Source organism: Stenotrophomonas maltophilia group sp. Smal32 (genome assembly GCF_030237085.1).
Lineage (GTDB): Bacteria > Pseudomonadota > Gammaproteobacteria > Xanthomonadales > Xanthomonadaceae > Stenotrophomonas > Stenotrophomonas maltophilia_Q.
The window spans coordinates 62,253-85,999 of record NZ_JASJSI010000007.1; the positions used below are offsets into that span (position 1 = coordinate 62,253).

Here is a 23,747-nt window from a genome sequence, read left to right on the forward strand (position 1 = left end):
AGCCCGCGCATGGCCGCCTTTGAATCATCGATGCCCTGGCGCAGCAGGCCCTGCTTGTAGATCACTTCGCGCAGCTCGGCGCGGGTTCGCTCGACGGCCTCGGCCTCCAACGGCCCGTCCAGCAGCTGGCGTACTGCGGCGATCTGGCCCTGCAGCCAGCTGCGGTCGTCCAGCAGCTCGCTCACGTTCTCCAGCAGCAGCGCGAACAGTTCCAGCAGCAGTGCCTGCTGCTCCTGCCAGCTCTCGGCGCGCACGCCGACCTGGTGGCCGAGCTCGCGCACGCCCTGTTCGATCGGTTCCAGTGCCGTGCCCGGCTGCCACTGGCGCAGGCGCATGGCCAGCGCCTGTGCCTGCTCACGCAGGTCCGGGTCGTGCTGCAGCAGGGCTACCACCGCCCCACCCAGCAGCAGCCGCAGCTGCTCGGACAGGCGCAGGCTTTCCGGCTGCCCGTCCGGGGAATGCTGCTCGATGGTGCGGATGTACTTGTCGATCAGCTGCCGCATCGCGCGGCCGTAGCGTGGCCAGTCGGCGCTGGCCTGCGCCGACTGCAGGCGGTCGCCCATGTCGCCCAGCTCGCCGGGCAGGGTGGCCATGCCGTTGGCGAACGCCGCCAGCAGCGGTTCCGGCGCGTCGGCGCCTGCGAACAGTTGCTGCAGGGCCACGCCACCGCCGCCCTGCAGCACCACGCGGTCACCCAGCCCATCGTCCACCACCGCACGCACGCGTGCCGGCGGCCCAAGGGCAGTACCGGGGGCAGGGCGGTGGTCGGGCTGGTCCGTCATGGAGCAAATCCTGGGGCTGGCAGGGTCAGGTTCCAGCATATCGGCGCGGCTGCCGATGGCTTGAACGGCTACGATGGGCGACAGGATGCCGCAGTGGAGGTGGTGATGCGCGTGATGTTGCTGGGGGCGACCGGCCTTGTCGGCGGGCTGACCCTGTCCCGGCTGCTGGACGACCCGCGCTGCAGCGCCGTGGTGGCACCCACCCGCCGCCCGCTGGCGTTGACCCGCGCGACGCTGGAAAACCCGGTGCTGGCCTTCGACGCGCTGCCGGCCGCACCGGGGTGGGCGCGCGTGGACGCGGTCATCTGCGCGCTGGGCAGCACCATTGCCCAGGCCGGCAGCCGCGAGGCCTTCCATCGCATCGACCATGACTACCCACTGGCGTTCGCCCGCCTGGCGCAGGCGCAGGGTGCGCAGGCCTATGTGCTGAATTCCGCAGCCGGTGCCGATCCGCAGTCGTCGATCTTCTACAGCCGGGTGAAGGGCGAGCTGGAGCGCGACCTGCGCGCGCTGGGCTTCAATTCGTTGACCCTGGTCCGCCCAGGGTTGATCGGGGGCGAGCGCAACGAGGTGCGCCGTGGTGAGCGTTTCGCGCTGACGGTGCTGGGCGCGCTGGGGCCGGTGTTGCCGCGGGCGTGGCGGATCAATCCGGCTACCGAAATCGCCAAGGTGCTGGTCGAGGCCGCGTTGGCCCCGCAGCCGGGCGAGCACGTGGTGGCATCGAGCGCGCTGGTCGGCTGATGTCACGTGCGCTGCGCCTGACCCAGTTGCTGCAGCTGCTGCGCCGTCATCGACGTCCGGTGGCCGGGCAGGCCCTCGCCGACGCGCTGGGGATCAGCCTGCGCACGCTGTACCGCGATATCGAGACCCTGCGCGAGCAGGGCGCTGACCTGCGTGGCGAGGCCGGCGTCGGCTACCTGCTGGCGCCGAGCGATACCTTGCCTCCCATGACCCTGCCACCGGCCGAGATCGACGCGCTGGTGCTGGGCCTGCGCTGGGTCGCCGCGCGCACCGAGCCTGCGCTGGCCGAGGCTGCCCGTGATGCCCTGGCGCGTATCGCCCATGTGTTGCCTGCAGCACGGCGCGAAGCGCTGCGTGACAGTGGCCTGCGCGTGGGCCCGTCGCGCGCCGCGGCCAAGGTTCCCGCGGCTCGTCTGCAGGCCGTGCGAGAGGCTGTCGGTTCGCAGCAGCGCCTGAAGTTCGGCTACGAGGACGCGCAGGGCCAGCGTACCGAGCGCACCGTCTGGCCGTTCGCGCTGGGTTACTTCGATGAAGTGCCGATGCTGGCGGCATGGTGCGAAGGTCGCGAGGACTTCCGGCATTTCAGGCTCGACCGCATCCGTCAGGTGCGCGTGCTGGAGGATCACTACCTGGTGCCACGCGCCACCCTGCTGCGACGCTGGCAGAAAGCGCAGGGCATCGCACCGGACTGGCTGGATCGCTCATAACCACAGCAACAGCGGGAAGCGGGGAGCGGGCGGCGGGGTAGAGTCGACTGTTAGTCGACTATCGCGCGCAGCGCGGGGTTTCAAGCACGCTGAAGGAAGAGCAGTCGACTGACAGTCGACTCTACCGACAGACGAATCCACCGACAGTCGAATCTGCTGACAGAATCTGTCAGCAGGCCCATACCACCATGATCGCTCCCAACAACAGAGCTTCCCCATGTTCAAGCCCAGCACCCTGCTGCAGTACGTGCGCGACGTCGCCGCCAGCGCCACTTTCTACAGCGGCATTCTCGGCAAACCGCCGGTCGAGCAGTCGCCCGGCTTTGCCCTGTTCCTGCTCGGCGATGGCGCTGCCCTGGGCCTGTGGCAGCGCGACGACGTGCAACCGCCGGTGTCCACGCAGGCCGGTGCCGCCGAACTGGCGATGGTCGTCGCCAACCCCGACGCCGTGCAGCAGATGCACGATGCGTGGCACGCACTCGGCGTGCAGATCCTGCAGGCGCCGGTGACGCTGGAGTTTGGCTACACCTTCGTCGGTGCCGATCCTGACGGGCACCGCCTGCGTGTCTACAGCCGCGCCGAGGGCATGGTCGCTCGCGATTGATCGCAGGCATTTGGTAGATCCACGCCATGCATGGATGCGGGCACAAAAAAAACGCCGGGCAGTGCCCGGCGTTTCTCCAACTCATGTGCCAACCAAGGTTGGCACCCACCGATCAGCTGGATCAGCTGGCCAGCGCCAGGTCGTCCATCATCGCGCGCAGGAAGCGTGCGGCTTCGCCGCCGGTTGCCGCGCGATGGTCGAAGGTGACCGACAGCGGGATCACCTTGTGCGCTTCCACGCCGCCCATCACCGGGGTCATCTGGTGGCGGGCACGGCCGGCACCGACGATGGCCACGCACGGCGGCACGACGACCGGAGTTGCGTAACGACCGGCGAACATGCCGAAGTTTGACAGCGAGATGGTGTAGCCACTCAGTTCCGAGGCGGCGATCGAACGCGATTCGACCTGCTCGCGCAGGCGATTGACGCCTTCACGGATGCCGCGTGCGTCGAGCATGTCGGCATTGCGCAGGGCCGGCACGAACAGGCCGTCGTCGGTGTCCACGGCGATGCCGATGTCGACCTGGGCGTGCAGGGTGCGGGTCAGCGCTTCGCCATCGAACCAGGCGTTCATCGCCGGCACCTTCTGCGCGGCCACCACGATCGAACGCACCAGGCGCGCGGTGACGTCGTTGCCCGGCAGCCAGGCGTGGATGTCGGCGTCGTCGTTCAGCGTGGTCGGCACGACCTTGCTGTGCGCGTCGGCCATCACGCGGGCCATGTTGCGGCGCACGCCCTTCAGCGGTTCCGGCTGGCCCTTGGCGACCACGCCTGGCGGCTGGGTGCGCATCGGCTTGCCAGCGGCAGACAGCGGGGTGCGGGCTTCGCTCTGCACCGGGGCAGACACCTGCGCCGGGGCCGGTGCGGCATACGCGGCGGCGGCGACCGGTGCCGGGGCGGCGCCGAGCTTGGCGGTGCCATTGGCGGCGGCCTGCTTGACGTCGGCCATGGTCACGGCGCCATCGGTGCCGGTGGCTGGCACGCGGCTCAGGTCCACGCCCAGCTTGCGCGCCATCGCACGCACCGCCGGCACGGCCTTGACGCCACCGACGGCCAGCGCCTGTTCGGCATGCACGGCATTGGAGCTCTGCATCGCGCCGACCACGGTACCGGCGTCATCACGCTCGGCTGCGGCGGGCTTGGCTTCTTCTGCGGCCACCGGTGCGGCGGCAGCGGGAAGCGGCGGCGGCGTCGGTGCAGCGGCCGGTGCGGCATGGCCATGGCTGTGGCCGGTGTCCTGGCCATCGGCGCGTTGCGGCAGGTTCGGGTCCAGTTCGAAGCTGGCCAGCACCGAGCCGGTCGGGATGATGTCGCCGGCACCGCCGGACAGCTTCAGCACCTTGCCGGAGAACGGCGAGGGCACTTCCACCACGGCCTTGGCGGTCTCCATCGAGACCAGCGGCTCGTCCAGCTTGATCACATCGCCTTCCTTGACGAACCACTCGACGATGGTCGCGTCCGGCAGGCCTTCGCCCAGGTCGGGCAGGTTGAAGTTCTTGGTCTGGCTCATTTGCAGTTCTCTTCCAGCAGTTCCAGTTCGCGGGCCGGCAGCCAGCCCGTCGCGCCATTGGCGCGCTCGGACCACCACCACCCACCGTGTTCGTGATGAAGCTTCACCATCTCGCCGCTTTCCACATCCAGCTCGCGGGCGTCGTAGTCGCACAGTGCTTCGGCGCGACCCTCGTCCAGCAGCTGCAACCAGGCGACGGGCGCCCATCCAGCGCGCCCATCGTTGGTGCGTACCCAGGCAAACGCCGGCCATTCCTCGTCACGGACACCTACTTCGACGATCTGGCCGGTGTGGAACCGGAGCGGGTTGGGATACTGGCTGCGGTAAGCCCCCAGAAGGCGGGCCCGCATGTCAGCCGGCCGCCACCGCGCGCTTGGCTGCAGCCACGATCCGCTCAACGCTCGGCAGGTACTTCATTTCCAGGCGGAACAGCGGAATGTGGGTGTCGTAGCCAGTAACGCGTTCGACCGGGGCCAGCAGGTCGTAGATCGATTCCTCGGCCAGGCGCGCGGCGATCTCGGCGCCGAAGCCCGCGGTCTTCGGGGCCTCCTGCACGATCACGCAGCGGCCGGTCTTGGCCACCGATTCGGCGATGGTGGCGAAGTCCAGCGGACGCAGCGTGGCCACGTCGATGACTTCGGCGCTGATGCCTTCGCCGGCCAGCTTGTCGGCCGCTTCCAGCGCTTCCTTCACCTGCGCGCCCCAGGTCACCAGGGTCACGTCGGTGCCGTCGCGCAGCACGAAGCAGACGTCCAGCGGCAAGGCTTCGCCGTCGTTGACGACCACTTCCTTGTACTGGCGATAGATGCGCTTGGGCTCCATGTAGATCACCGGATCCGGCTCGCGGATCGCGGCCAGCAGCAGGCCGTAGGCGCGCTGCGGCGAAGACGGCAGCACCACGCGCAGGCCCGGCACGTTGGTGAAGATCGCCTCGTTGGCTTCGCTGTGGTGTTCCGGCGCGCGGATGCCACCGCCCCACGGCACGCGCAGCACCATCGGGCAGTGCAGGCGGCCACGGGTGCGGTAACGCAGGCGTGCGGCGTGGCAGACGATATGGTCGACCATCGGGTACATGAAACCGTCGAACTGGGCCTCGGCCACCGGCTTCATGCCCTGCGCGGCCAGGCCAATGGTCAGGCCGGCGATGGTGGTTTCATCCAGCGGGGTATCGAGGATGCGCTCGGAGCCGAAGCGCTGCTGCAGGCCGGCGGTGGCGCGGAACACGCCGCCGTTGACGCCCACGTCCTCGCCCAGCACCAGCACCGACGGGTCGTGCTCCAGCTCCCAGGCCAGCGCCTGGGTGATGGCTTCGATGAGGGTGATCGGCGTGGTGGTCATGCTCTCTTCTCCGCGCGCGACAGCAGCGCTGTCGGCGGCGTTGGTGTGCGCGCCGGGCGCGCCGTTCTTGATCTCATCCATGGCGCTTCTCCAGGGCGATCGCCTGGGCACGCTGGGCCAGCAGGTCCGGCGGCGGATCGGCATACAGGAAGTCGAACATCGCCTCGACCGGCTGCACCGGGGTGTTGAGGTACAGGTTCACTTCCTCGTCCACGCGCGTGCCGCACTCGGCGATCCAGGCGGTTTCTTCTTCTTCGCTCCACACGCCGGCGGCGGTCAGGTACTTGCGCAGGCGCAGCATCGGCTCGCGCTGCCAGGCATCCTTCACTTCGGCGTCGTCGCGGTAGCGGCGCGCGTCGTCGGCGGTGGTGTGGTCGGACAGGCGGTAGGTCATCAGTTCCAGCACGGTGCCACCGTCGCCGGCCAGCGCACGTTCGCGCGCCTGCTCCATGGCTGCCAGCACCGCGATCAGGTCGTTGCCGTCCACCTGCAGGCAATGCAGGCCGCCGGCCAGGCCCTTCTGCGCCAGCGTCTCGGCACCGGTCTGGGCCGAACGCGGAACCGAGATGGCCCAGCCGTTGTTGACGATGCACAGGATCAGCGGCAGCTTGTAGGCGCCGGCCGAGTTCAGTGCTGCGTAGAAGTCGGTCTTGGAGCTGCCGCCGTCGCCGCACACCGCCACGGCGATCTGCGGTTCCTTGTTGAGCTTGAACTTCAGCGCGGCGCCTGCAGCATGCAGGCACTGGGTGGAGATCGGCACGCAGAACGGGAAGTCCTTGGCCGCATTGCCGCCGTAGTCGTTGCCGCGCTCGTCGCCGCCCCAGTACATCAGCACGTCGTGCGGACGCACGCCACGCATGAACATCGCGCCGTACTCGCGGTAGGACGGTGCAAACACATCGTCCTTCTGCATCGCAGCGCCGATGCCCACGTGCGCGGCTTCATGGCCCAGGCAGGCGGCATAGGTGCCGAGCTTGCCGGTGCGCTGCAGCGCGATGGATTTGCTGTCGAACGTGCGTACGTACAGCATCTGCTTGAACAGCGGTACCAGGACCTTGGGGTCGCGCAGCGACGCGGGCAGGTCATCGCGGACGAGCTTGCCGTCCGCGTCCAGGTACTGCAGGTATTCGATCTTGAATTCAGCGGCAACCGTCATTGCGTACTGCACCTTCGACAGAGAAGTTACAAATGATATGAATCGCCATGTTAAGGAACGCGTACGGAATAGCCTTCCTGCGCCGCAACACGGCGATTCCCCGTTTTACCCCTGCCGGCGGGTGGGGGGCCAATAACAACAACGTATTCAGTCGTTGCTGCAAAGCATCAGAATACGCCTCTGGCTGACCGCCAGTACAACGGCATGTGGGGTTCCACGCGCAGGCCCGGCATCGGCCGATGCTCCACGGCCAACCGGACGCCCCGGTATGGACGTGGCGGCTGCCAGCATGGCGGCAACGCGCTACCCTTGCCGCCCCCGATCTGGCCGCACCCATGTCCGTCGACAACAACCAACGCGATCTCGAAGCCGGCATCCACACCGACCTGCAGGGGCGCCTGACGTACGGCGGCTACCTGCGGCTGGACCAGCTTCTCAGCGCGCAGCAGCCGCTGTCCAACCCGCCGCACCACGACGAGATGCTCTTCATCATCCAGCACCAGACCTCGGAGCTGTGGCTGAAGCTGCTGGGTCACGAGCTGCGTGCCGCAATCGGCTTCCTGCAGCGCGATGAAGTCTGGCAGTGCCGCAAGGTGCTGGCGCGCAGCAAGCAGGTGCTGCGCCAGCTGACCGAACAGTGGTCGGTGCTGGAAACGCTGACCCCGTCCGAGTACATGGGCTTCCGCGACGTGCTGGGCCCTTCGTCGGGCTTCCAGTCGCTGCAGTACCGCTACATCGAGTTCCTGCTGGGCAACAAGAACGCGCAGATGCTGCAGGTGTTCGAGCACGACGCCGCGGGCCAGGCGCAGCTGCGCACCGTACTGGAGGCGCCGAGCCTGTACGAGGAGTTCCTGAAGTACCTGGCCCGCTTCGGCCATGCTGTCCCGACGGTCTACGAGGCCCATGACTGGACCCAGCCGCATGTGGCCGACGACGCACTGCAGCCGGTCTTCGAACGCATCTACCAGGACACCGACCGCTACTGGCGCGAGTATTCGCTGTGCGAAGACCTGGTGGACCTGGAGACCGCGTTCCAGCTATGGCGCTTCCGCCACATGCGCACGGTGATGCGGGTGATCGGCTTCAAGCGCGGCACCGGCGGCTCGTCCGGGGTGGGCTTCCTGGCCAAGGCGCTGGAACTGACCTTCTTCCCCGAGCTGTTCCAGGTGCGCACCAGCCTGCAGGCCGGGCCCCCGGCAGAACAGGGCTGATCCGTATTCAGCTTGGATCCCGGCCGCTGGCTGGATCGTTTCAGATGCAAGTTCAGCGAGCAGGCCGGCACCTGCCTCAAACGGCGTGTATTTGACGTGAACGCCAGAAGTCGGTGATCCTCGCGCGTTGCTCCAACTGCACAGCGGACGTGCTCGTCATCCACCGAACCAGGAAACCCGCATGAGCGTAAACGCCACTGCGAACACCCCAGAGCCGGCCCTGCCGGACTTCAAGACCACGCTGGGCCATCCGCGCCCGCTGTGGATGCTGTTCATGACCGAGTTCTGGGAGCGCTTTGCGTTCTACGGCATCCGCTGGGCCTTGGTGCTGTACATCGTCGCCCAGTTCTACAACGGCAACGCCGCCGGTGAAGGCGACGCCAGCCGCATCTACGGTGCCTACCTGGCGCTGGTGTACGCCGCGGCGATCTTCGGTGGCTACGTGGCCGACCGGGTGCTGGGGTACCAGCGTTCGATCCTGACCGGCGCGGTCATCATGGCCGCCGGCCTGTTCATGATCTCGCTGCCGCAGGAGCACATCTTCAAGCTCGGCCTGGCCACGATCATCGTCGGCAACGGCATGTTCAAGCCGAACATCTCGACCATGGTCGGCAAGCTGTATGGCCTGAAGGACGAGCGCCGCGATTCCGGCTTCACCATCTTCTACATGGGCATCAACATCGGCGCGATGATCGCCCCGGTGCTGACCGAGTACCTGGCCCGCAAGGTCTTCGGTACCTCGGAAATGCCGTCGTACAAGGTCGTGTTCATCGCCTCGGGCGTGGGCATGCTGATCTCGCTGGTGTGGTTCTACATCGGTCGTGCCGGCCTGAAGGGCATCGGCGCACCGCCGGCCGGCGCTGAAGGTTTCGGCCGCATCATCATGGTGCTGATCGGTGCCGTGGTGGCCATTCCGATCGCCTACTTCCTGCTGGCCACCGGCGCCACCGCCCTGGCCTGGATCCTGGGCGCGATGTTCACCGCGCTGGCCGTGGTGCTGCTGATCGAGGGCATCCGCGAGGGCAAGGTGCAGCGCGACCGCGTGATCGCCATGCTGATCATCTTCGCCTTCAACGTGATGTTCTGGATGTTCTTCGAACAAGCCGGCAGCTCCTTCACCTTCCTGGCCGAGAACATCGTCAACCGCCAGTTCGGTGACTGGACCTTCCCGACCGCGTGGTTCCAGTCGGTCAACTCGGTGGCCATCATCACCCTGGCGCCGATCATCGCCTGGATATGGGTGGCCATGGGCCGCGCCAATCCGTCCATCCCGCGCAAGTTCGGCCTGGGCCTGCTGTTCAACGGCGCCGCCTTCGCGCTGCTGATGTTCGCCCTGTCGCAGATGGTCGTGGACGGCAAGATCCCGTTCTGGACCCTGTTCATGGTCTACGTCATCCAGTCGGTCGGTGAGCTGTGCCTGTCGCCGATCGGCCTGTCGATGGTGACCAAGCTGGCCCCGGTACGCCTGGTCGGCTTCGGCATGGGCGGCTGGTTCCTGTCCACCGGCATCGGCAACAACCTGTCGGGCATCTTCGCCGGCGTGGTCAGTGGTGAAGGCGGCATGACGGTCGAGTCGGCCCTGAAGGGGTATACCTTCGGGTTCTGGGCCCTGATCGGCTCCGGCGTGGTGCTGTTCCTGATCGCCCCGCTGATCAACAAGCTGATGCACGGCGTCAAGTAACGATGAGAGGGTAGAAGGCATGCGCATGAAGCTCGGTGGAGCAGTGGTGGTGGTCTGTGCGGCGCTGATCGGCGCCTGTTCCCAACCGCAACCGCCTGCCGCCGCCGAGCCCACGCAGCCCCTGGATACCCGACCCACCGAGCCACCGGTCGCTGACCCCAGCGAACCGGTGGCCTCGGGCAACACCCCGGTGGCGGCGGACATCGCCGCCATCGCCGGGCTCGGCGCGCAGTTCGACCCGGCCCGCGACCCCGCCGATGACCTGGCCACCGCCAAGGTGGAAGCCCAGCGCGGCAAGAAGCGCATCCTGCTGGAGGTCGGCAATGCCGCCTGCGACCGCTGCCATGCGCTGGATGAGATCGTGGAAGGCAACGGCGACCTGCGCCGCTTCCGCGATGCCCACTACGTGTGGGTGAAGGTCAACGCCAGCGACGAACAACCCAATACCGCTTTCTTCGCCCAGTTCCCGATGATGGAACGCGACTACCCGTACCTGCTGGTGCTCGATGCCGATGGCGGACTGCTGGTGTCGCAGGCCACCGGCGAGCTGCGCAAGGGCGAAGCCTTCCAGCCCGCGCGCGTGACCGCATTCCTCAAGCAGTGGGCACCTGACAAACCGGAATAGGGTAGCGCCGGTCGCTGGCCGGCATGCTCTGGTGGGTGCCATCTGCTGGTCACCAACCCGGTGGGTGCCGACCGTTGGTCGGCACTGAGGCACATCCACGCCCCGCGCGGATCTACTGCGCGCGCCGTCACACTCTCTGAATCGGCGTCTCAACTTCACCGCACGTACGCCGTTACCGGCAAGGACCTCAGTCGACGCCCCGTCGATGCAACCTACCGGAACGCCCATGCACAGCGACCACGCCGAACGACTGCCCGAACCTGCCAGCACTCTGGTCGAAGGCGAAGCAGGCGAGGGCGTGACCACCCTGCCGCCGCAGGAGGCGCTGCTGGATGACGCCGGTACCGGCGAGGACAGTGTTGAACTGGCGCCGCCACGCCACCGCCTGCCGCAGATCGCGCTGCCCGACAACGTGGTGCTGAAGGGCGCGGTGCAGAAACTGGTCGAGCAGAAATCACGGCTCGATGCATTGGCCGCCGACGGCCAGCTGGCCGGGTTGCTGCCGCCGGAATGGCAGGGCCATGGCGTGCGTGCGATCGAACTGTCCACCTTCATCCAGGGCGTGCTGCCGTTCCTGCAGCCAGGCGAGCGTGGCGAAACCGCGCCCGCGCGCCTGCCAGTGCGCCATGTGCTGGGGGACGACAGCCGTTGGGGCCTGGACGATGTGTCCGAACCGAAATCGCTGGCCTGGTACCTGGCCAGTGACGAGCGCGCCACCGCCGGCAGCAAGGACGTGGCCGAGGCCTATCTGGTGGGTGCACTCGGCCTGGCGTGGATGCAGGAAGGGCGCAGCCGCCCGGGTTTCCTGCGTGCGATGGGCCAGGACAGCCTGGCGGCACGGGTGACCATGCTCGGCTATCCGCCGGCCAACGAACTGGCGCTGTACAGCGTCACCGCGCACGGCCAGCCGCAGATCTGGTGCGTGCAGGGCCGCCGCCGCATGCGTCCGCTGGTGGCGCCGTGGCTGAGCGTGCCGCTGCTGACCGCCTATGGCGTGCCGGCGCCGGTGGCGTGGCCGTCCAGCTTCCCGCCGGTGGAGGCCGTGGCCGAACTGCTGGCGACCGCTCGCCTGGGGCGCGCGCTGCCGGAAGTGGACCTGGCCAAGGCGGTGGCGAAGATCGCCGAGGACGCCGCCTCCGAAGCCTGGCAGCCGGTCAGCCTGCTGCAGCTCAACACCTGGTCGCCGCGCTGGCACTTCTTCCTGGGCACCTTCGTGGGCCTGCCGTCGCTGCTGCTCGTAGCTGCCGCGCTGGCGCTGCCAGGGGCGGTCGAAGCGGCCACGGTTGCCGCCTCGCTCGGCTTCGCCGGTGGCGCCATTGCGGCGCTGGCCGTGCCGTGGATCCACGCACGGCGCAAGCATCTGAGCTGACCCCACGCCCAGGGGTCGGATTCCTTTCCGTAGGAAAGGGCTCTGCCCCCACCGAAGCCGCGCCGGCGTGTCGCCATCCATGCAGGGCGCGGATCTACCAATCGCCGCGCTCGGCGTGGTTACACCCCTTCGCCCATCCGCTCCAGGCCATCACCGGCCAGGCGCAGGATCAGCTTCTCCAGCAGCTGCTCCTCCTCCTCGCTCAGCACCGACATCAGCTTGCGGGTGATCTCGATCACCATCGGTGCGATGGTCTCGTACACCTCGAAGCCAGCCGCCGACAGCGCCAGCACCGAGCGGCGGCGATCGTCGCCGTGGGTCTCGCGCTTGATGAAGCCGCGCTCCAGCAGGCGGGCCACGGCGCGGCTGACCGCCACCTTGTCCATCGCCGTGCGGTCGGAGACCTCGCTGGCCGAGGAGCCGGGGTACAGCGCCAGGATGGTGATGACCCGCCATTCGGGAATCGCCAGACCGTAACGATCACCGTACAGCTTGGCGATGTTGCCGCTGACCCGGTTGGACAGCACGCTCAGCCGGTACGGCAGGAACTGTTCCAGGTCGAGCAGGACGTGCGAGGCACGCAGGCGGGTCGAGGCAGGATCGGCGGGGCTCATGTTGCGGTGCACCTTGCTGGTGGTTTCAAGTGTAACTATAAGGGGTAGGTCCAGACCCTGCATTCTCGCCGGGTCCCTACCTGCCCGCACCTGGTTTGTACCGATGCGGTACCGATTCGGAGCCACGCCATGAATACCGCAGTCCCGACCGCCTCGCACCCCAACCCCGGCATGCAGGTCACCACCTTCGAGAACCCGATGGGCATCGACGGTTTCGAGTTCGTCGAATTCGCCGCCCCGGCCGGCCGTGGCCAGGAGCTGCACGACTACTTCCGGAAGATGGGCTTCAGCGCGGTGCTCAAGCACAAGCAGCGTCCGATTACCGTCTATCGCCAGGGCGACGTCAACTTCCTGGTCAATGAAGACCCCGATTCGTTCGCCGCCGACTTCGCCGAGAAGCACGGTCCATGCGCCTGCGGCTTCGCCATCCGCTTCAAGAAGCCGGGCCAGGAGGTCTACCAGACCGCGCTGGGCAACGGCGCCGAAGCCATCGCCTTCAAGCCGGACAGCAAGGCGGTCAGCGCCCCGGTCATCAAGGGCATCGGCGATTGCATGCTGTACCTGGTCGACCGCTACGGTGCGGCCGGCAGCATCTACGACGGCGACTACGAGCCGATCGCCGGTGCCGACCTGCACCCGGTGGGCTTCGGCCTGACCTTCATCGACCACCTGACCCACAACCTGTACTTCGGCAACATGCAGCAGTGGTCGGATTACTACGAGCGCCTGTTCAACTTCCGCGAGATCCGCTACTTCGACATCAAGGGCCTGAAGACCGGCCTGGTGTCCAAGGCGATGACCGCGCCGGACGGCATCGTGCGCATCCCGCTGAACGAATCGTCGGACCCGAAGAGCCAGATCAACGAGTACCTGGATGCGTACAAGGGCGAGGGCATCCAGCACATCGCCTGCTTCACCGACAACATCTACGAGACCGTCGAAGCCATGCGCGCGCAGGGCGTGGATTTCCTCGACACGCCGGAGACCTACTTCGACGTGATCGACCAGCGCGTGCCGAACCACGGTGAAGACGTGCCGCGCCTGGCGAAGAACAAGATCCTGATCGATGCCGATCCGGAAACCCACCAGCGCAAGCTGCTGCAGATCTTCACCCAGAACTGCATCGGCCCGATCTTCTTCGAGATCATCCAGCGCAAGGGCAATGAAGGCTTCGGCGAAGGCAACTTCACCGCGCTGTTCGAGAGCATCGAGCGCGACCAGATCCGCCGCGGCGTGCTGTAAGGTCATCAGCAGCGCCGGGCCAGTCCCGGCGCCTGTCCATCTGTAGAGCCGAGCCATGCTCGGCTGCTTTCCGTTCCGGTTTTGCCGTATCCAGGAGCCCCCATGTCCAGCGCCATCACCGCCCGCGGCTACCAGTCCGGCTTCGGCAACGAATTCGCCACCGAGGCCGTTGCCGGCGCGCTGCCGGTCGGGCAGAACTCACCGCAGAAGGTGGCCCACGGCCTGTACGCCGAACAGCTGACCGGCACCGCCTTCACCGCGCCGCGCGGCAGCAACCGCCGCAGCTGGCTGTACCGGATCCGCCCGGCGGTGACCCATGGCGAGTTCACCCCGTTCGCGCAGTCGCAGCTGCAGTGTGATTTCGGCGCACAGCCGGCCTCGCCGAACCAGCTGCGCTGGAGCCCGCTGCCGCTGCCGGAACTGCCGACCGACTTCGTCGAGGGCCTGTACACGATGGGCGGCAACGGCTCGCCCGATGCACACGCGGGTGTTGGCATCCACCTCTACGCCGCCAACCGCGACATGGTCGGCCGCTACTTTTACAACGCCGATGGCGAGCTGCTGATCGTGCCGCAGCTGGGCGCGCTGCGCCTGCTGACCGAGCTGGGCGTGATCGAGATCGAACCGCAGCAGATCGCGGTGATTCCGCGTGGCGTGCGCTTCCGCGTGGAGCTGCCCGATGGCCCTGGCCGTGGCTACATCTGCGAGAACTACGGCGCGCTGCTGAAGCTGCCCGACCTGGGCCCGATCGGCTCCAACGGCCTGGCCAATCCGCGCGACTTCGAGACCCCGCATGCGGCGTTCGAGGATGTGGATGGCGATTTCGAACTGATCGCCAAGTTCGAAGGCCGCCTGTGGCGTGCGCCGATCGACCATTCGCCGCTGGACGTGGTGGCCTGGCACGGCAATTACGCGCCGTACCGCTACGACCTGCGTCGCTTCAACACCATCGGCTCGATCAGCTACGACCACCCGGACCCGTCGATCTTCCTGGTGCTGCATTCGCCCAGCGACACGCCGGGCACCAGCAACATGGACTTCGCGATCTTCCCGCCGCGCTGGCTGGTGGCGCAGAACACGTTCCGCCCGCCGTGGTTCCACCGCAACATCGCCAGCGAGTTCATGGGCTTGGTGCACGGTGCCTACGACGCCAAAGCCGAAGGCTTCGTGCCGGGCGGCGCGTCGCTGCACAACTGCATGAGCGGCCACGGTCCGGATGCACCGACCTTCGACAAGGCGTCCAATGCCGACCTGTCCAAGGCCGATGTGATCAAGGACACGATGGCCTTCATGTTCGAGACCCGCGGGGTGATCCGCCCGACCGCGCAGGCGCTGGCCGCCGGCCATCGCCAGGGCGATTACCAGCAGTGCTGGAACGGCCTGCGCAACAATTTCCGGTCGTCCCGCTAGGTGGGTAGGTGCCGACCGTTGGTTGGCACGGATCCTGGCCGCATCCACGCGTGGCGTGGATCTACCGAACGCGGCCTTCGGTCGGGGTCGACCGCTGGTCGGCCCGGATGGGCAGGAACCTGCGCTTACGCCACCTCGGCGAAGGCGCCGCAATGCTCCAGCGGCAACGCCTCCAGCAGGCGTTGGCGCACGCGCTGGCAATAGCCATCCGAAGTCAGCGCGGGCAGCAGCTGCATCGCCGACTGCAGCCGCTGCAGCACCTCATCCTCCGCACGCGCCTGCTGCAGGTCGCGGAACAGCGCCGCTGCCTGCGGATGCCGCTGCATCTCCAGGATGCCCAGCACGTAGATGCGCGCCGCCACCAGCGAACGGCGACGTTCGACCGGTATGGAAGGCGCTGCAGCGGGTGCCGGTGCTGCAGCAACCGGTTCGGGGGGGATGACCGCTCTGGAGGAGGGCGTGGGCGTCGTCGTGGCCAGCCCGGTGCTTAGATAACCCGCCTGCACCAGCTGGATGACCATCGCCGGCGCCTCCGGGCCGAGCAGGCTGGTCAGTTCGGCGATGCCGCGCTGACCGTCGCACAGGATCAGCAGCCGGCGCTGGCGCATGTCCAGCGGCGCGCGGTGGGCCTGCAGCGCGGTTCGGGCGAGATCGGTCTTGCGCGGTTGCATGGAAGGGACGGCCAGGTCGGTGCTCGCCAAGCCTGAACGAAGGCGATGAAACCGCGATGACAATGCAGCATCTGCACGTGTGCTGCGCTAGCGTGCAGCTACCTTCGTGCCAGGGAACCGCACCGATGAAGCACCTTCCGATTGCCGGTCTGTTGTTGCTGTCACTTGCCGCTTGCAACCGCACGCCTGAGACACCTGCTGATGCTCCGGCCAAGGGCGCTACGCCGGCTGCTGCCACAGCCGATGCCGATCTGGCGACCCGGTCGCCGGCCGATCCCCGCACCGACAGCCCTGCGCGGCTGGATGGCTACGCCGGCGTGAAGCTGGGCGCCGGCATCGCCGAGGTCCGCAGTGGCTTCGACACGCCGCTGCAAGGGCTGGGTACCGACGCTGCCGGCAAGCCATTGCCGGCCGACGACAGCAACGACGGCTGCTACTTCCTGCGTCCGCAGGATGCCGAGGACCCGCGCCTGATGATCGAAGGCCGCAAGCTGGTGCGCTACGACGTGCGCAGCGCCGCCATCACCGCACCAGGCGGCGGCAAGGTCGGCATGACCCTGGGTGAGCTGCAGGTGCTGTACCCGGAGCGGGCCGATGTCGGCCCTGACAAGTACGACGAGAAGGCCCAGCACCTGCGCGTTCGCCCGGCGCAGGAGGGCGGGGCGGTGATCGACTTCGCGCTCGGTGCCGATGGCCGGGTGGGTACCTGGCGGGTCGGGAAGACCCCCCAGGTCGATTATGCGGAAGGCTGCGGCTGATCCTTGATCCACGGCCCAGCCCTGCGCGCGGGCCCAGCGTAGAATCGCGCCACGACCGCTGGGGGAGTGCTCGATGATCGCCATTGCCATTGCCTGGTTCCTGCTTGGCCTGCTGCTGCTGGCGCTGGGCGGGGACTCCATCGTCAAGGCCGTGTCCGGCCTGGCCCAACGCTTCGGGGCCACGCCCTTCACTGCGGGCCTGCTGCTGCTCGGGGTAGCCACCTCGTTGCCGGAACTGGCGGTCAACGCGCGGGCACTGGCGGTGGGCCAGCCGGAACTGGCGCTGGGCAATGCGGTGGGCAGCAGCATCGCCAACCTCGGCCTGACCCTGGCCATGGCGGCGCTTGCCGCGCCGCTGCTGCTGCGCGCACGCCTGCAGACGGTGCTGTGGTGGTCGCTGCTGGCGGCCGGCATGCTGCTGATCCTGTTCGGCCTGGATGGCCGCCTGGCGCGTTGGGAAGGTGGCGTGCTGGTGGCCGGCTTCATCGTCATGCAGGTCGTGCTGCTGCGCCGTGGTCGCAGCGAGAACGCCGAGGTGCAGGCGGTCATCGCCGAGTCCGCGCTGAGCCGCACCAGCCTGCCGTTGAACGTGTTGAGGGTGTTGATCGCGGCGCTGGCGCTGTACTGGGGTGCGCGCCTGGTGGTGGGGGCTGCCGCCGACTTCGGTGCTGCGCTGGGCTGGACGCCGCTGCTGGTCGGCCTGCTGCCGGTGGCGATCGGCACCGCGCTGCCGGAAGTGGCCACCGCCATCGCCGCCGCGCGCCGCGGGCATGGCGACATGGTGCTGGGCCACGTACTGGGTTCCAGCGCTGTCAACCTGCTGCTGGTGATCGGCGCGATGGCGGTGTTGCAGCCGCTCGCACTGCCGGCTTCGTTCGTACGCCTGGAACTACCCGCGTTGCTTGCGTTCGCGCTGGTGCTGTACCCGATGCTGCGCGGTGACCTGAAGGTCAGCCGCGGCGAAGGCGCAATCCTGCTGGTCGCCTTCGTCGGCTGGTTCGTGCTGGAGCTGCTGCTGGTGGGCGCCCCGGCCATGTAGATCCACGCCATGCGTGGATGCGGTTGGTGCCGTGCCGACCAAGGTCGGCACCTACCACCGATCATCCGGTGGGTGCCAACCTTGGTTGGCACTCGCCAAAACACTGCGCCGACCAAGGTCGGCCTCTACCGGATTTACCGGCTCTGTGAACCTTCTTCCTCGCGCACCGGTTCCGGCGGCGGCAGCTGCTCTTCAGCAGCCGGCTCGTTGCCGGGCAGGCTGGGGCGGGTTTCCATCAGCAGCGACAGCGCGGCCTTGGCCATCATGTGTGCGCTGATCGGCGCGGTGATGAACAGGAACACGGTGATCAGCAGCTCGCGCGGCTGCGGGTCCTGGCCGAGGAAGATGTGGTAGCAGACCGAACACACCAGCACGCAGCCCACGCCCAGCGTGCTGGCCTTGGTGGGCGCATGCAGGCGCTTGAAGAACGTCGACAGTTTCACCAGCCCCAGTGCGCCGACCAGGATGAAGAAGCAGCCGAACAGCAGCAGCACCGACAGGGCGATCTGGATGAAGGTGATCATTCGACAATGTCCCGGCGCAGCACGAACTTGCTCAGCACCACGGTGCTGCCGAAGCCGAGCATGGCGATGATCAGCGCCGCCTCGAAGTAGATCGGCGAGTTGAGGTACATGCCGAACAGCATCAGCTCGGCGATCGCGGTCACCGACAGGGTGTCCAGCGCGAGGATGCGGTCGGGCACGGTCGGCCCGCGCAGCAGGCGCCAGGTGGCCAGCAGCATGGCCAGGCCGACCACGTGCATGCACACCACCAGGGTGGTCTGGATGACTTCAAAACCGGTCATGGGAAGATCTCCATCAACGGCGCCTCGTAACGGCGCTTGATCGTATCGATCAGGTCCTGTGGGTCCTCCAGGTGCAGCACATGCACCAGCAGGAACTTGCGGTCGTCACTGAGCGCGGCCGAGACCGTGCCCGGGGTCAGCGTGATCATGCTGGTCAGCGCGGCGATGCCGTGGATGTTGGCGATGTCCAGCGGCAGCCAGATGAAGCCCGGATGGATGTTCTTCTCCGGGCCGAGCACCTGCAGGGCGACGCGGATGTTGGACATCAGGATGTCCCACAGGGTCACGCACAGCAGTTTGGGCAGCGGGCGCAGCGTGCCGATGCGGGCGAACTCGCGGTCCAGGCGTGCGGCGAACAGCGGCACCACCACGCCCAATATCAGCCCCAGCACGATCTGGCCGAGGGTGAAGCTGTCGGACATCAGCAGCCAGAACGCCACCACCATGATGCTGAGCATCGGCGAGGGAATGACGCGGCGGAACAGGGAGCGCTGGGCGGTCATGGCTGGCGGATCTCCGGCGTGGTCGCGCGCAGCTGCTGCACGTACTCGCTGGGGTGCAGCAGCTGTGCAGCGGTGGCGTCGGTGTAGCGCATCAGCGGGGCGGCGGCCAGGGTCATGCCGATGCCGTAGCCCAGCAGGATGCAGGCGGCGTACAACTCGACCCGGCGCAGGCGTGCCTTGCGCGGCTTCGGTGCCTCCGGATCGACCGGCGGCACGCGCCAGAACAGGCGGATACCGCCGCGGGTCAGGCCCATGATCACCAGCAGGCTGCTGACCAGCACCGCGGTCCAGACCGGGCCGGTGTACTGCGCCGGCATGCCGGCCAGCAGCGCGGCCTTGGCCAGGAAGCCGGAGAGCGGCGGCAGGCCGGCCACCGATACCGCACCGATCAGGAACAGCACCGCCGGCGTTTCCTTGCCCGGCATCGGTGCCACCACCTCCTTGCGATCGCTGGCGCCACCACGGCGGCGGCGGATCAGATCGGCAATGAGGAACAGCGCAGCGGCCACGAAGCTGCTGTGCGGCAGGTAATACAGGCCGGCTGACAGCACCTGCGGGGTGCCGACCGAGAAGGCGATGAACAGCGTGGCCGCCGAGACGATCACCAGGTACGAGATCAGCACGCGCAGGCGGGTCGCAGCCAAGGCACCGAGGCCGCCGAGCACCAGCGTTGCCACGCCGGCCCACAGCAGCCAGTCGCGGCCGTAGCCGGCCATCGCGCCCGCGTCATCGCCGAACCACAGCATCTGGATGCGCAGCACCGAGTACAGGCCGACCTTGGTCATGATCGCGAACAGCGCGGCCACCGCCGCCGGTGCGCGCGAATAGGCTTCCGGCAGCCACAGGTACAGCGGCATCAGCGCAGCCTTGGCGCAGAACACCAGCAGCAACAGGCCCATCGTCGCCTTCACCAGGGTCAGCTGCGCCGGCGGCACCTCGGCGATGCGCTGCGACAGCTCGGCCATGTTCAGCGAGCCCAGCGAGGCGTACAGCAGGCCCAGCGCGATCAGGAACAGGGTCGAGGCGGTGACGTTGAACACCACGTAGTGCAGGCCGATGCGCATGCGCAGGCCGCGGCCACCGCTGAGCAGCAGGCCGTAGGAGGCGATCAGCATCACCTCGAAGAACACGAACAGGTTGAAGATATCGCCGGTGAGGAACGCGCCATTGAGGCCCACCAGCTGGAACTGGAACAGCGCATGGAAGTGCGGCGCGCGGCGGTCCCAGCCTGAGCAGGCATGCAGCAGGCAGGGAATGGCCAGCAGCAGGGTGGTCAGCAGCATCCACGCCGACAGCCGGTCGGCCACCAGCGCGATGCCCAGCCGCGACGGCCAGTCACCCAGCAGGTAGACGTTGATGTCACCGCTGGCCGTGCTGGCAAACAGCAGGCCCACCGCCAGCGCCAGCGCCGACAGCGCAGTCCAGGCCACCGCGCGCTGCACCCTGGGGCCGTAGCGACGGTGTTCGACGAACAGCGACAGCGCAGCACCCAGCAGCGGAATCAGGATCGGCAGGATCACCAGATGGTTCATGCGCGGTCCTCGCCCTGGCGCGGCGGCACGCTCTCATCCTGCAGGTCGTCGTCGGGCTCGTGGGCGTCCACGTGGTCGCTGTGGTTGTCGCTGCGGCTGCGCATGGCCAGCACGATGCTCACCGCGGTCATCGCAAACGCGATCACGATCGCGGTCAGCACCAGCGCCTGCGGCAGCGGGTCGGTGTAGTTGCCGAGGTGGCTGTCCACGCCTTCCTGCAGCACCGGCGCCTTGCCCAGCACCACGCGGCCACCGGCAAAGATCAGCAGGTTGGTGGCGTAGGACAGGAAGGTCATGCCGAGGATCACATCGAAGCTGCGCGCACGCAGCAGCAGGTAGATGCCGATGGCGGTCAGCACGCCGATCGCGGTAGCCAGGGCCAGTTCCATCAGTGCATCTCCCCGGTGCGGGCCGAACGGCGTTGCAGGTCGATCTCACCCTTGCGGGCGGTACGGGTACGCGAGGGCTTGATCGTGCCCATCATCGACAGCATCAGCATGGCGCCGCCGAACACCACCAGGTAGACGCCGATGTCGAAACCAATCGCGCTGGCCAGCGGCACGTCACCGATCAGCGGCAGGTGCAGGTCCAGGTGGCCACTGGTCAGGAACGGTACGCCGAACAGCATCGAGGCGCTGCCGCTGAGCAGGGCGATCAGCAGGCCCATGCCGATGCAGCGGATGTAGTCGAAGCCGAAGCGCGATTCCACCGACGCAGTGCCCTGGATCACGTACTGGATCAGCAGCGGCACCGCCAGTACCAGGCCGGCGATGAATCCACCACCGGGCGCGTTGTGGCCGCGCAGGAACAGGAAGATCGACACGGTCAGCGTCAGCGGGAACATGATCTGCGCCAGATCGGCCGGTACCGGCAGCTTGATCGGCGGGCCAGGCATGATCTGCTCCGGGGCCATCCGCGTGCGTCGCAGCAGCGCGTGCACCACCAGCGCGGCGATGCCGAACACGGTGATCTCGCCGAAGGTATCGAAGCCGCGGAAGTCGACCAGGATTACGTTGACCACGTTCTGGCCGTACGCCTCGGGCAGGGCACGGGCGAGCAGTTCGCCGGCCATGGTGTTCGGCGGCAGGGTCATCGCCGAATAGGCCAGTGCGCCGAGGCCGGCGCCGGCGATGATCGCGATCACCGCGTCGCGCCGCTTGCGCCAGCGCGGTCGCTCCGGCCCGGACTGCGCGGGCAGGTAGTTCATGCCCAGCAGCATCAGCACGAGGGTGACCATCTCCACCAGCAGCTGGGTCAGCGCCAGGTCCGGCGCTGACAGGAACACGAAGGTCAGTGCCACCATCAGGCCGACGCCGCCGACCAGCAGCACCGCCAGCAGGCGCTGCTTGTAGACGCGCAGGGTGGCGACTGCACAGGCCATCATCACCAGCCACAGCGCCCAGCCCAGCAGCGGGATCGGCTGCGGCGCGGTCCAGTTCGGCGAGGCCGGGTTGGCCACGAACGGTGCGGCAGCGACCACGATCGCCACCAGCACCAGTCCCAGCAGCATGCGCTGCAGGCTGCCATTGGCGATGCCGTTGGTCAGGCGCATGGCCAGCGCGGAAATCGCATCCAGCTGCGCATGGAACACGTTGCGGCCGGTGGTGCGGGTTTCCACGCCGTGCAGGTTGATCAGCTTGCGCAGGCCGAAGTACAGCGCCACGCCGCCGACCACGCCGATCGCGCTCATCGCCAGCGGCAGGTTGAAGCCGTGCCACACCGCCAGGCTGTACTCGGGCATGGCATTGCCGAGGATCGACGCCGCGGCGGCATGCAGCACCGGCGCCACGGTCAGTGCCGGGGCGATGCCTACCGCCACGCAGATCACCACCAGCAGTTCCACCGGCACCTTCATCCAGCGCGGCGGCTCGTGCGGCACGCGGTCCAGGTCGTGCGGGCCAGGGCCGAAGAAGGTGTCGTGCACGAAGCGCAGGCTGTAGGCCACGCCGAACACGCCGGCCAGCAGCGCGGCGATCGACACCGCGGTGCGCATCGCGCCCGGGCCGCCACCGGCGGTCAGCGCCTCGGCGAACAGCATTTCCTTGGACAGGAAGCCGTTGAGCAGCGGAATGCCGGCCATCGCCAGCGAGGCGATGATCGCCAGCGCGCTGGTGAACGGCATCAGCTTGCGCAGGCCGCCCAGCTTGCGCATGTCGCGGGTGCCGGTCTCGTGGTCGATGATGCCGGCGGCCATGAACAGCGAGGCCTTGAAGGTGGCGTGGTTGAGGATGTGGAACACGCCGGCCACCACCGCCATCGGCGTGGACAGGCCGAACAGCAGGGTGATCAGGCCCAGGTGCGAGATCGTCGAATAGGCCAGCAGGCCCTTCAGGTCGTGCTGGAAGATCGCGTTCCAGGCGCCGATCAACAGGGTCAGCGCGCCGATGCCGCTGACCGTGTAGAAGAACAGGTCGCTGCCGGCCAGCGCCGGATGCAGGCGCGCCAGCAGGAACACGCCGGCCTTCACCATGGTGGCCGAATGCAGATAGGCCGAGACCGGAGTCGGCGCGGCCATCGCGTGCGGCAGCCAGAAGTGGAACGGGAACTGCGCGCTCTTGGTGAAGATGCCGGCCAGCACCAGGAACAGGGCATACGGATACAGCGCGCTGGCGCGGATCTGCTCGCCGGCGGCCAGCACCACGTCCAGGTCGAAGCTGCCGACGATGCGGCCGATCAGCAGCACGCCACCGAGCAGGGCCAGGCCGCCACCGCCGGTGATCACCAGCGCCATGCGCGCGCCTTCGCGGGCGTCCTGGCGGTGCGACCAGAAGCCGATCAGCAGGAACGAGCTGATGCTGGTCATTTCCCAGAAGATCATCAGCAACAGCAGGTTGCCCGACAGCACCATGCCCAGCATGGCGCCCATGAACAGCAGCAGGTAGCAGTAGAAGCGGTGCGCGTTGTCCTGCTGGCTCAGGTAGTAGCGCGCATACAGCACCACCAGTGCGCCGATGCCCAGCACCAGCCCGGCGAACATCCAGGCCAGCCCGTCCAGGCGCAGGGTGAAGTCCAGGCCGATCTGTGGCAGCCAGGGCACCAGGGTGCGGACCACCTGGCCATCGAGTACGGACGGGGTCAGCCAGCCGAGGATGGCCAGCCCGCCCAACGGCGCCAGCGCCGCCAGCCAGGCAGCAGTCGAGCGCGAACTACGGGGGAAGGCCGCAACAGCCGCTGCCATCAGGAACGGCAGGGCCAGCAGCAGGGGCAGGCTGGGGAGCATGCAGGGAATCCATGATTCACGAGCAGGTCAGGGAGGATAACAGGCTGCGAAATGTCGCCGAAACCCATCGAACAGCGATCAATTGCATGTAACGTCCGCTGATTCATTTTTTCTGCGGCGCAACATCGCGTTCCTGCATCGCCTCGCCGGCTGCCCTCGGGAGACACCCTACGCCCACGCAGGGAGACCGCAGGCCCTGTCGCACAGGGGCTGCCGTCGACGGGCGGGC

The 23,747-nt window shown here is 67.7% G+C and carries 23 protein-coding genes and 1 pseudogene; 11 read left to right on the forward strand and 13 right to left on the reverse strand.

Annotated features, from left to right (window positions below; all coding sequences use genetic code 11):
• Positions 1-782: pseudogene (locus QRO91_RS03290) on the reverse strand (GGDEF domain-containing protein); the annotation flags it as partial.
• 105 nt (positions 783-887) lie between these two features.
• Here QRO91_RS03290 and QRO91_RS03295 point away from each other — a divergent pair.
• From QRO91_RS03295 to QRO91_RS03305, 3 genes are all read left to right on the forward strand, one after another.
• Positions 888-1,523 carry an NAD-dependent dehydratase gene (locus QRO91_RS03295; RefSeq protein WP_180849116.1) on the forward strand — a complete coding sequence of 212 codons (636 nt, stop codon included), beginning with the start codon at positions 888-890 and terminating at the stop codon, positions 1,521-1,523.
• Positions 1,523-2,230: a YafY family protein gene (locus QRO91_RS03300; RefSeq protein WP_049428053.1), complete on the forward strand. Its 708-nt coding sequence runs from the start codon at positions 1,523-1,525 to the stop codon at positions 2,228-2,230. The genes QRO91_RS03295 and QRO91_RS03300 overlap by 1 nt, the downstream gene beginning before the upstream one ends.
• A gap of 217 nt (positions 2,231-2,447) precedes the next feature.
• A complete protein-coding gene (locus tag QRO91_RS03305; protein ID WP_049428055.1) occupies positions 2,448-2,834 on the forward strand; it encodes a VOC family protein in 387 nt (128 codons plus the stop codon).
• Positions 2,835-2,955: 121 nt separating this feature from the next.
• Here the strand turns inward: QRO91_RS03305 and QRO91_RS03310 are convergent, their stop codons facing one another.
• From QRO91_RS03310 to pdhA, 4 genes are read right to left on the reverse strand one after another with little or no spacing between them, the layout of a single operon-like run.
• Positions 2,956-4,344, reverse strand: coding sequence for a dihydrolipoamide acetyltransferase family protein (locus tag QRO91_RS03310; protein ID WP_049428057.1), 1,389 nt, complete (start codon positions 4,342-4,344; stop codon positions 2,956-2,958).
• The gene (locus tag QRO91_RS03315; RefSeq protein WP_008265756.1) at positions 4,341-4,694 is read right to left on the reverse strand and encodes an SH3 domain-containing protein; all 354 of its coding nucleotides are present in this window, start codon (positions 4,692-4,694) and stop codon (positions 4,341-4,343) included. The genes QRO91_RS03310 and QRO91_RS03315 overlap by 4 nt, the downstream gene beginning before the upstream one ends.
• A 1-nt stretch (position 4,695) precedes the next feature.
• Positions 4,696-5,763 carry an alpha-ketoacid dehydrogenase subunit beta gene (locus QRO91_RS03320; protein ID WP_019338598.1) on the reverse strand — a complete coding sequence of 356 codons (1,068 nt, stop codon included), beginning with the start codon at positions 5,761-5,763 and terminating at the stop codon, positions 4,696-4,698.
• A complete protein-coding gene (gene pdhA / locus QRO91_RS03325) occupies positions 5,756-6,838 on the reverse strand; it encodes a pyruvate dehydrogenase (acetyl-transferring) E1 component subunit alpha (protein ID WP_049428059.1) in 1,083 nt (360 codons plus the stop codon). Before pdhA ends, QRO91_RS03320 begins: the two co-directional genes overlap by 8 nt.
• A gap of 335 nt (positions 6,839-7,173) precedes the next feature.
• Between pdhA and QRO91_RS03330 the strand changes: the two genes are divergently transcribed.
• The 4 genes from QRO91_RS03330 to QRO91_RS03345 all read left to right on the forward strand — a co-directional run bounded on the left by QRO91_RS03330 (position 7,174) and on the right by QRO91_RS03345 (position 11,724).
• The gene (locus QRO91_RS03330) at positions 7,174-8,049 is read left to right on the forward strand and encodes a tryptophan 2,3-dioxygenase (RefSeq protein WP_106551202.1); all 876 of its coding nucleotides are present in this window, start codon (positions 7,174-7,176) and stop codon (positions 8,047-8,049) included.
• A gap of 181 nt (positions 8,050-8,230) precedes the next feature.
• Complete coding sequence (locus QRO91_RS03335; RefSeq protein WP_197650529.1) at positions 8,231-9,730, forward strand: peptide MFS transporter; 1,500 nt, start codon at positions 8,231-8,233, stop codon at positions 9,728-9,730.
• 19 nt (positions 9,731-9,749) lie between these two features.
• Positions 9,750-10,355 (forward strand): thioredoxin family protein, encoded by a 606-nt coding sequence (locus QRO91_RS03340; RefSeq protein ID WP_285310254.1) that lies wholly within the window; start codon positions 9,750-9,752, stop codon positions 10,353-10,355.
• A 226-nt stretch (positions 10,356-10,581) separates the two neighbouring features.
• Positions 10,582-11,724, forward strand: coding sequence for a hypothetical protein (locus tag QRO91_RS03345; protein WP_285310255.1), 1,143 nt, complete (start codon positions 10,582-10,584; stop codon positions 11,722-11,724).
• A 119-nt stretch (positions 11,725-11,843) separates the two neighbouring features.
• Here QRO91_RS03345 and QRO91_RS03350 read toward each other — a convergent pair whose 3' ends face one another.
• Complete coding sequence (locus QRO91_RS03350) at positions 11,844-12,338, reverse strand: MarR family winged helix-turn-helix transcriptional regulator (protein WP_010482680.1); 495 nt, start codon at positions 12,336-12,338, stop codon at positions 11,844-11,846.
• Positions 12,339-12,467: 129 nt separating this feature from the next.
• Here QRO91_RS03350 and hppD point away from each other — a divergent pair, with 129 nt between their 5' ends.
• Both hppD and hmgA read left to right on the forward strand, forming a co-directional pair.
• On the forward strand, positions 12,468-13,580 hold the full coding sequence (gene hppD / locus QRO91_RS03355) for a 4-hydroxyphenylpyruvate dioxygenase (RefSeq protein WP_180849114.1): 1,113 nt from the start codon (positions 12,468-12,470) through the stop codon (positions 13,578-13,580).
• Positions 13,581-13,682: 102 nt separating this feature from the next.
• Positions 13,683-14,990: a homogentisate 1,2-dioxygenase gene (gene hmgA / locus QRO91_RS03360; protein WP_049428067.1), complete on the forward strand. Its 1,308-nt coding sequence runs from the start codon at positions 13,683-13,685 to the stop codon at positions 14,988-14,990.
• Positions 14,991-15,115: 125 nt separating this feature from the next.
• Here hmgA and QRO91_RS03365 read toward each other — a convergent pair whose 3' ends face one another.
• Positions 15,116-15,661 carry a hypothetical protein gene (locus tag QRO91_RS03365; RefSeq protein ID WP_197650526.1) on the reverse strand — a complete coding sequence of 182 codons (546 nt, stop codon included), beginning with the start codon at positions 15,659-15,661 and terminating at the stop codon, positions 15,116-15,118.
• Positions 15,662-15,786: 125 nt separating this feature from the next.
• On the opposite strand from QRO91_RS03365, the gene QRO91_RS03370 reads away from it, so the two are divergent.
• Positions 15,787-16,419, forward strand: a complete 633-nt coding sequence (locus QRO91_RS03370) for a hypothetical protein (protein ID WP_197620083.1) — start codon at positions 15,787-15,789, stop codon at positions 16,417-16,419.
• A 73-nt stretch (positions 16,420-16,492) separates the two neighbouring features.
• Positions 16,493-17,458: a sodium:calcium antiporter gene (locus QRO91_RS03375; RefSeq protein WP_197620082.1), complete on the forward strand. Its 966-nt coding sequence runs from the start codon at positions 16,493-16,495 to the stop codon at positions 17,456-17,458.
• 134 nt (positions 17,459-17,592) lie between these two features.
• On the opposite strand, the gene QRO91_RS03380 is transcribed toward QRO91_RS03375, so the two are convergent.
• The 6 genes from QRO91_RS03380 to QRO91_RS03405 are packed head-to-tail and all read right to left on the reverse strand — an operon-like array spanning position 17,593 to position 23,518.
• A complete protein-coding gene (locus tag QRO91_RS03380; protein ID WP_049428073.1) occupies positions 17,593-17,982 on the reverse strand; it encodes a Na+/H+ antiporter subunit G in 390 nt (129 codons plus the stop codon).
• Positions 17,979-18,263, reverse strand: coding sequence for a K+/H+ antiporter subunit F (locus QRO91_RS03385; protein ID WP_005411334.1), 285 nt, complete (start codon positions 18,261-18,263; stop codon positions 17,979-17,981). Before QRO91_RS03385 ends, QRO91_RS03380 begins: the two co-directional genes overlap by 4 nt.
• Positions 18,260-18,766 carry a Na+/H+ antiporter subunit E gene (locus QRO91_RS03390; protein WP_049428075.1) on the reverse strand — a complete coding sequence of 169 codons (507 nt, stop codon included), beginning with the start codon at positions 18,764-18,766 and terminating at the stop codon, positions 18,260-18,262. The genes QRO91_RS03385 and QRO91_RS03390 overlap by 4 nt, the downstream gene beginning before the upstream one ends.
• Positions 18,763-20,298, reverse strand: coding sequence for a monovalent cation/H+ antiporter subunit D (locus QRO91_RS03395; protein ID WP_049428076.1), 1,536 nt, complete (start codon positions 20,296-20,298; stop codon positions 18,763-18,765). Before QRO91_RS03395 ends, QRO91_RS03390 begins: the two co-directional genes overlap by 4 nt.
• Complete coding sequence (locus QRO91_RS03400) at positions 20,295-20,687, reverse strand: Na+/H+ antiporter subunit C (RefSeq protein WP_049428077.1); 393 nt, start codon at positions 20,685-20,687, stop codon at positions 20,295-20,297. The genes QRO91_RS03395 and QRO91_RS03400 overlap by 4 nt, the downstream gene beginning before the upstream one ends.
• Positions 20,687-23,518 carry a monovalent cation/H+ antiporter subunit A gene (locus QRO91_RS03405; protein ID WP_197650523.1) on the reverse strand — a complete coding sequence of 944 codons (2,832 nt, stop codon included), beginning with the start codon at positions 23,516-23,518 and terminating at the stop codon, positions 20,687-20,689. Before QRO91_RS03405 ends, QRO91_RS03400 begins: the two co-directional genes overlap by 1 nt.
• Positions 23,519-23,747 lie beyond the last annotated feature (229 nt).

Excerpts from the sequence above, each read along its gene's own strand:
- QRO91_RS03390 (WP_049428075.1), bottom strand. The coding sequence starts at position 18,766 with ATGACCGCCCAGCGCTCCCTGTTCCGCCGCGTCATTCCCTCGCCGATG.
- QRO91_RS03380 (WP_049428073.1), bottom strand. The coding sequence starts at position 17,982 with ATGATCACCTTCATCCAGATCGCCCTGTCGGTGCTGCTGCTGTTCGGC.
- QRO91_RS03400 (WP_049428077.1), bottom strand. The coding sequence starts at position 20,687 with ATGGAACTGGCCCTGGCTACCGCGATCGGCGTGCTGACCGCCATCGGC.
- QRO91_RS03340 (WP_285310254.1), top strand. The coding sequence starts at position 9,750 with ATGCGCATGAAGCTCGGTGGAGCAGTGGTGGTGGTCTGTGCGGCGCTG.
- QRO91_RS03300 (WP_049428053.1), top strand. The coding sequence starts at position 1,523 with ATGTCACGTGCGCTGCGCCTGACCCAGTTGCTGCAGCTGCTGCGCCGT.
- QRO91_RS03295 (WP_180849116.1), top strand. The coding sequence starts at position 888 with ATGCGCGTGATGTTGCTGGGGGCGACCGGCCTTGTCGGCGGGCTGACC.
- QRO91_RS03370 (WP_197620083.1), top strand. The coding sequence starts at position 15,787 with ATGAAGCACCTTCCGATTGCCGGTCTGTTGTTGCTGTCACTTGCCGCT.
- QRO91_RS03405 (WP_197650523.1), bottom strand. The coding sequence starts at position 23,518 with ATGCTCCCCAGCCTGCCCCTGCTGCTGGCCCTGCCGTTCCTGATGGCA.
- QRO91_RS03345 (WP_285310255.1), top strand. The coding sequence starts at position 10,582 with ATGCACAGCGACCACGCCGAACGACTGCCCGAACCTGCCAGCACTCTG.
- QRO91_RS03315 (WP_008265756.1), bottom strand. The coding sequence starts at position 4,694 with ATGCGGGCCCGCCTTCTGGGGGCTTACCGCAGCCAGTATCCCAACCCG.
- QRO91_RS03305 (WP_049428055.1), top strand. The coding sequence starts at position 2,448 with ATGTTCAAGCCCAGCACCCTGCTGCAGTACGTGCGCGACGTCGCCGCC.
- QRO91_RS03335 (WP_197650529.1), top strand. The coding sequence starts at position 8,231 with ATGAGCGTAAACGCCACTGCGAACACCCCAGAGCCGGCCCTGCCGGAC.
- pdhA (WP_049428059.1), bottom strand. The coding sequence starts at position 6,838 with ATGACGGTTGCCGCTGAATTCAAGATCGAATACCTGCAGTACCTGGAC.
- QRO91_RS03365 (WP_197650526.1), bottom strand. The coding sequence starts at position 15,661 with ATGCAACCGCGCAAGACCGATCTCGCCCGAACCGCGCTGCAGGCCCAC.
- QRO91_RS03330 (WP_106551202.1), top strand. The coding sequence starts at position 7,174 with ATGTCCGTCGACAACAACCAACGCGATCTCGAAGCCGGCATCCACACC.
- QRO91_RS03395 (WP_049428076.1), bottom strand. The coding sequence starts at position 20,298 with ATGAACCATCTGGTGATCCTGCCGATCCTGATTCCGCTGCTGGGTGCT.
- QRO91_RS03375 (WP_197620082.1), top strand. The coding sequence starts at position 16,493 with ATGATCGCCATTGCCATTGCCTGGTTCCTGCTTGGCCTGCTGCTGCTG.
- QRO91_RS03320 (WP_019338598.1), bottom strand. The coding sequence starts at position 5,763 with ATGGATGAGATCAAGAACGGCGCGCCCGGCGCGCACACCAACGCCGCC.
- hppD (WP_180849114.1), top strand. The coding sequence starts at position 12,468 with ATGAATACCGCAGTCCCGACCGCCTCGCACCCCAACCCCGGCATGCAG.
- QRO91_RS03385 (WP_005411334.1), bottom strand. The coding sequence starts at position 18,263 with ATGACCGGTTTTGAAGTCATCCAGACCACCCTGGTGGTGTGCATGCAC.
- hmgA (WP_049428067.1), top strand. The coding sequence starts at position 13,683 with ATGTCCAGCGCCATCACCGCCCGCGGCTACCAGTCCGGCTTCGGCAAC.
- QRO91_RS03310 (WP_049428057.1), bottom strand. The coding sequence starts at position 4,344 with ATGAGCCAGACCAAGAACTTCAACCTGCCCGACCTGGGCGAAGGCCTG.
- QRO91_RS03350 (WP_010482680.1), bottom strand. The coding sequence starts at position 12,338 with ATGAGCCCCGCCGATCCTGCCTCGACCCGCCTGCGTGCCTCGCACGTC.